The 5820-nt window shown below is 66.8% G+C and carries 6 protein-coding genes, 1 other RNA gene and 1 pseudogene; 2 read left to right on the forward strand and 6 right to left on the reverse strand.

Annotation, left to right across the window (positions count from 1 at the left end):
• Window positions 1-760, reverse strand: a 760-nt coding sequence (locus VFG33_RS38005) for a Gfo/Idh/MocA family protein (protein WP_325057877.1), incomplete at its 3' end; no start/stop codon positions are given.
• 275 nt (window positions 761-1035) lie between these two features.
• Between VFG33_RS38005 and VFG33_RS38010 the strand changes: the two genes are divergently transcribed.
• Window positions 1036-1977, forward strand: a complete 942-nt coding sequence (locus VFG33_RS38010) for a sigma-70 family RNA polymerase sigma factor (protein WP_325057878.1) — start codon at window positions 1036-1038, stop codon at window positions 1975-1977.
• Window positions 1978-2077: 100 nt separating this feature from the next.
• Here the strand turns inward: VFG33_RS38010 and VFG33_RS38015 are convergent, their stop codons facing one another.
• The 5 genes from VFG33_RS38015 to ffs all read right to left on the reverse strand — a co-directional run bounded on the left by VFG33_RS38015 (window position 2078) and on the right by ffs (window position 5377).
• A complete protein-coding gene (locus VFG33_RS38015; RefSeq protein WP_325057879.1) occupies window positions 2078-3250 on the reverse strand; it encodes an acyl-CoA dehydrogenase family protein in 1173 nt (390 codons plus the stop codon).
• 221 nt (window positions 3251-3471) lie between these two features.
• Window positions 3472-3861, reverse strand: a complete 390-nt coding sequence (locus tag VFG33_RS38020; protein WP_325057880.1) for a hypothetical protein — start codon at window positions 3859-3861, stop codon at window positions 3472-3474.
• A gap of 175 nt (window positions 3862-4036) precedes the next feature.
• Window positions 4037-4852, reverse strand: coding sequence for an NAD(+) synthase (nadE, locus tag VFG33_RS38025; protein ID WP_325057881.1), 816 nt, complete (start codon window positions 4850-4852; stop codon window positions 4037-4039).
• 37 nt (window positions 4853-4889) lie between these two features.
• Window positions 4890-5255: a VOC family protein gene (locus VFG33_RS38030; RefSeq protein WP_325057882.1), complete on the reverse strand. Its 366-nt coding sequence runs from the start codon at window positions 5253-5255 to the stop codon at window positions 4890-4892.
• A gap of 25 nt (window positions 5256-5280) precedes the next feature.
• Window positions 5281-5377, reverse strand: an RNA gene (gene ffs, locus VFG33_RS38035) — signal recognition particle sRNA small type.
• A gap of 61 nt (window positions 5378-5438) precedes the next feature.
• Here ffs and VFG33_RS38040 point away from each other — a divergent pair.
• Window positions 5439-5820: pseudogene (locus tag VFG33_RS38040) on the forward strand (LLM class flavin-dependent oxidoreductase); the annotation flags it as partial.

The following is a 5820-nucleotide window of genomic DNA, read 5'->3' on the forward strand; positions in this document are numbered from 1 at the left end:
CGAATCCCTCGAGGTTGCGATCGACACCCGTCTGGCGGCGGATCAGCCGCGACTCCACCGCGGTCAGCGGGTCCGCCAGCCGCACGACCCGTTCGTCGACCAGTTCACCGAGACTGCCCCGGATGACGATCCGGTTGCTGCGCAGCGGGTTCTGCCATTGGTTGTCGGTGAAGTCGTACAACGCCATCCGGCCGCCGCCGAAGTCGATCGTGGCCAGCGTGGTGGTGGCGTCCTTCGGCTCGGCGTCACCCGACCAGCCCGCGCGGGACACGGGGTTGGCCAGCGACGCGCTGAAGGTCCGCGCGTCGACAGTCGCCGGACTCATACCGACGTCGAGCAGCAACCGGATCACGGACGCGGCGTGATAGAGGTGCGTGGACGACAACTGGACCGAGCCGACTTCACCGAGAACGCCGGCCTTGATCAACGCCAGTTGCGCGGCATGCGTTGGCAGTACTGGGTTCTGCTCGGCCACCTGCACCAGACCGCTGTCGCCGACCTCCGCCCACAGCCGGCGCAGCCCGGCCACATCGGGAGCCGGCGGCGTCTCGGTCAGCACCGGGATGCCTCGGGCAACTAATTCCCCGGTCACCACCGGCGCAACCTGCCACGGCACCGACACAACGACAAAGTCCGGCCTACCCGCCTCGACCAGTTCATCAACCGACCGAAAAGTCGGTACACCCCACTCGCGCTCCACCTCCCGCCCGCTCTCCGCAGTACGGGTGACCACACCACTGACGGCAAACCGGTCCGGCATCAACTGCGCAGTACGAAGAAAGAACCCACTTCGCCATCCACTGCCAACAATCCCGTACCGCCCAGAACCAGCCATTCCCTCACTCTTTCAGATCACCAGGAGGAACCACCGGCTAGCAGGGGTCCGCGAGTTCTGGTCAGCGGGAAAGACGATGACCGCTGGCGGGGATGTGTCCACCGCCGATGTCGCGCCACGCTGTTCTCACCGGCGGGGAACGCCGATCGGCTCGGCCGCTGACGTCATGCAGTGGATCCGCAACTGAGCGAGGAGATTCGATGGCTCGCACGGCACCCGTCCGCACTGCTGACAGTGGCCTCAAGGACACTGTCGGTCAGTATCTCCAAGAGATCGCTCGCACTTCTTTGCTGACCGCGACGGACGAGGCCGAGCTCGCTGCGACGATCGAGGTCGGTCTGTTCGCGGAGCAACGGCTGGTCGAGGGACAGTTCGGTGGCCCGCCCGAGAGTGCGACCCAGGAGGAGCTGGAGTGGCTGGCTGAGGAGGGGCGGCGCGCGCACCAACGGTTCGTGACGGCGAACCTCCGGCTGGTGGTGTCGATCGCCCGCCGCTACGGACGGTCCCAGCTGCCGCTCCTGGACCTGATCCAGGAAGGCAACGCCGGCCTGATCCGCGCGGTGGAGAAGTTCGACTACCGCAAAGGGTTCAAGTTCTCGACCTACGCCACCTGGTGGATCCGTCAGGCCATCACGCGCGCGATCGCGCAGCAGAGCCGAGTGGTCAAGCTGCCGGTGCACGTGGTGGAGCAGCTGAGCCAGATCGGTACCGCCCGGCGCACCCTGGAGCGCGAGCTCGGGCGGGAGCCGGAGATCGACGAGATCGCGGCGGAGCTGGACCTGGACGAGGAGCGGATCACTGACCTGATGCGGTTGGGCCGGGACCACCTGAGTCTGGACAGCCCGATCGACGAAGCGGGTGAGACCTCGCTGGGCGACCTGATCGCGGCCGAGACGACCCCGGGCCCGGACCAGCTGGTCGCGAACGCCTCGGTCCGGTCCGCCCTGTTCAGCCTGGTCGACGAGCTCGACCCGCGGTCGGCGGATGTGATCCGGCGCCGTTACGGGCTGCACGACGGTCTTCGGGCGAAGCTGGCGGAAATCGGAGCGGTGCACGGCATCTCACCCGAACGGGTTCGCCAGATCGAGCGGGAGGCGCTGGCCTGGATGCGATCCCTCGCCGACCCGGCACTCATAGCCTGACCGCCGCAAGACGCCGACACTGCGGCTCGGGCCCGGCCGCGGCCCACACTGCCCCAATTGGATCAGGTGCTGCTCATCGGATCAGGTACTGCTCATTGGATCAGGTGAAGTGGGCGCCGGGTTTGCGGTAGCCGCGGAGGAGGTCTCGGGAGATGATCAAGCGTTGCATCTCGTCGGTGCCTTCGAAGATGCGCCAGAGGCGGACCTCGCGGAACCAGCGTTCGATCGGGAGTTCCTTGGTGTAGCCCATGCCGCCGTGGATCTGGAGGACGCGGTCCGCCACGCGGTTGACGGTGTTGGTGCCATAGAGCTTGGCGATCGCGCTGTCGTGCTGGGGATTCCGGCCCTGGTCGACCACCCAGGCGGCGTACAGGACGAGCCAGCGGGCCGCCTCCAGCTCGACCTCGGAATCGGCGATCATCCACTGGATCGCCTGGTTGTCGCCGATCGCGCTGCCGAAGGTCTGCCGGGTGGTCGCCTGCGTGATCGCGAGCTCCAGCAGGCGTTCGCAGGCGCCGATGCCGCGGGCCGGGATGATGAACCGGCCCTTCATGATCCAGCGCATCGCCAGCTCGTATCCCTGGCCGATCTCGCCGAGTACGTGGTCCTGCGGGACCCGGACGTCGTCGAAGTTCAGGGTTGCCGGGACCGCCTCGCCCATGGTGACGATCGGGTCGGAGGTCCAGCCGCGGTCGCGGTCGACCAGGAACGCGGTGAAGCCGCCCTTCGAGCCCAGGCTTGCGTCCGTCACCGCGATCACGATCGCGAAGTCGGCCTCGTTGCCGCCGGTGATGAAGGTCTTCTCACCACGGATCACCCAGTCGTCGCCGTCCATGCGCGCTGTCGTCCGGATCGCACGGGTATCGGAGCCGGCGCCGGGTTCGGTGATCGCGAAGCAGGACCTGCGTTCGCCGGAGATGGTCGGCAGCAGGTACTCCTTGCGCTGCTCCTCGTTGCTGTCGAAGAGGATGTTGTCCGCGTCCCCGCCGAACGAGAACGGGACGAAGGTCCGCCCGAGCTCACTGGTGATCAGCGCCTGGTCGACGGCCGAGAGGTCCATCCCGCCGTACTCCTCTGGCGTGCTCAACCCCCAGAACCCGAACGATTTCGCCTTCAGTCGGAGCTCACGGATCACCTCCGGTTCGACCCCGGGCAACCCCTCGCGCTCACGCCGCAGGACGTCGTTCTCCAGCGGCATCAACTCCCGGCGGACGAACTCCCGGGTCGTACTACGAATCGCCTGCTGTTCCTCGGTGAGCGAGAAGTCGACCATCAACGCCTCCAACCATCAGATGTCCAACCACCCTAGGCTCGCTCACATCTTGATGGAGGTTCACGAAACCCCGACTGCATGTCGCCCAGTGCGGGCCGACCAGGACCAGCGCACGACGGATAGCCTGCCTGAGCGCGCGAACTGGGCCAGCATCGAGATTTGATCCCCGGACAAGGCAACGCCCGCGACTACGATGAGTGACGGGGCGTTGCCTTGTGCTGTCAGCTCACGATGCCGCGCGCGCGGTTCCAGTTCTTCGCTCCGGTGTAGGCGTGGACCATCCCCCAGACCCAGACCGCCGGCACTGCAATGAAGCCGATCAGGATGGTCGTCGTGATCCAAGCGATCACGTAGGACACGAAGATGACGATGCCCAGACCGACGTTGCCGTTCATCAGGGAGCCGAGGCCAGGGAAGAAGAACGAGGCCAGCAAGGCGAGACCCGGGTTCTTCGGCGCCACCGTTGGCTGCATGTAGGCGCCCTGGTACGGCTGCAGGTAGGCCCCGTTCGGCGGCTGGTTGTACTGCGGTCCCGGGTAGTACGCATTTGGGTTGGCCTGGTTCGGAGCCATCGGCGGCTGCGGTTCCGGGATCATCGGCGGTTGAGACATGTCGGAGTTCCCCCTCCAGTTGTTGTGGCGCTGAGTGTGCCGTCACTGATTACGGAGCGCAACGGCCCGGACCCGACCGATGCCGAACTGGTCCCGGGACACAATCCCCGTGCGGAGCGCGGCGGACATCGATCCCCTCTGCTCACAGGTCCCTAGGGCACCTACTAGCGCGGCGTCAGGGGGCGATCGGGACGGCTCGTTTGTGGATGGTGCGGTGGTGGGCCGTGATGATGATTCCGGCCGCCTTGTCGTCGATCTCCTTGCCCTCGAGGAAGTCGTCGATGTCGTCGTAGGTGACGCCGAGGACAGCCTCATCCGGTACGCCGGGATTGCCCGACTCCAGGTCCGCGGTCGGCACCTTCCCGGTGATCTCGTCGACGGCGCCGAGCCGCGATCCGATCGCCCGGACCCGGCGTTTGGTCAGTCCCGCCAGCGGGGTCAGGTCGCACGCGCCATCGCCGTACTTGGTGAAGAAGCCCATCACCGCCTCGGCCGCGTGATCTGTGCCGACGACGAGCCCGCCGCGCGCCCCTGCCACGGCGTACTGCGCGATCATCCGCTGCCGCGCCTTGATGTTCCCGGTGTGGAAGTCGGCGCGATCGTCGAAATCCGCATGCCTGACCGTCTCAACGATCGCATCCGTGGCCGCCTTGATGTCGACCGTGAGCGTCTCGTCCGGGCGGATGAACTCGAGTGCGCGCCGGGCGTCCACCTCGTCGTGCTGCACGCCGTACGGAAGGCGCATCGCGACGAAGGAGGCGTTCCCGCCGTCGGCCCGGACCCGTTCGACGGCGAGCTGGCAGAGGCGTCCCGCAGTACTGGAGTCGACACCGCCACTGATGCCGAGCACGTACGCCGATGCGCCCGCGAGGCGAAGCTGGTCCGTCAGGAACAGGATCCGGCGCTCGATCTCCAGGTCCACCTCGAATGACGGCGTCACCCCGAGCTCCGCGATGATCAGTTCCTGCAGGTACCGGCGCTCGTCGCTCACTGGTGCTCCCTCGTCGATCGGGTGTGTCAGCGCCAGACTATTTCTCCTGCATCAGAATCAGGTGATGGCCGTCCGGGTCCCGGAATCCGGTCATCCACAGCTCGGTGGTCTCGGTGCGGTGCACGACGTGCGGCTCATCGGCGAACTCGACACCTGCCGCCTCCAGGCGAGCCCGCTCGGCGTGGATGTCATCGACGGTGAAGTAGTGCACGGTCTTGGTGACGAAGTCGGGCGACTCCGGCGTGCCGAGATACAACCGGACATCGCCGGACTGGAAGAACGCCATCGGCTGGCCCTCGACCTGGAACAGGAACGGGATGCCCAGCACGTCACGGTAGAAGGCGACGGAGCGATCGACGTCGCGGACGCTGAGGTGGATCTGAGCCACGGGCCCGACTGCCATCTGTTCAGGCTAACCCTTGCCCGGACATGAGGATTCCCCGCGCACCCGGAAGAGCTCACTTACCCTTGCTGCCTTCCGGCCCTGGGGGAGTTGGGCGAGATACCGCCACGCGGGGAACCATCGAGAAGTGTACGGGATGGGCAGCCTCGTCGTGGAATCCAGGTCCGTGCCTAAGGTGGAGACGTGACCAACCTCGCGCTCGGCCCGATCGGAATCTCGACCGGACTCACCAGTACCCCGGACTCGCTGGCAGCGGCGGCCGCCGCTGAGGAGCTCGGCTACTCCGCGATCTGGCTGGCCGGCGGCCCGCTGCCCGGGCTGCAGACGATCGTGGACCTGGTCAAGGCGACCAGCTCGATCCAGTTCATCCCCGGGATCCTTGCCGTCGACAAGTACTCCGCGGACGAGGTCGCCGGGGTGTACGCGTCGGTGGAGGCGGCCCATCCCGGGCGGTTCACGGTCGGACTCGGCGGGGCCCATGGGGCGAAACCGATCGCCACTTTGACCGATTACCTCGACCGGTTGGCCGCAGTACCGGTCGAGCGTCGAGTGCTGGCAGCGCTCG

The sequence above is a fragment of the Kribbella sp. genome, assembly GCF_035687465.1.
Taxonomy (GTDB): Bacteria; Actinomycetota; Actinomycetes; order Propionibacteriales; family Kribbellaceae; genus Kribbella.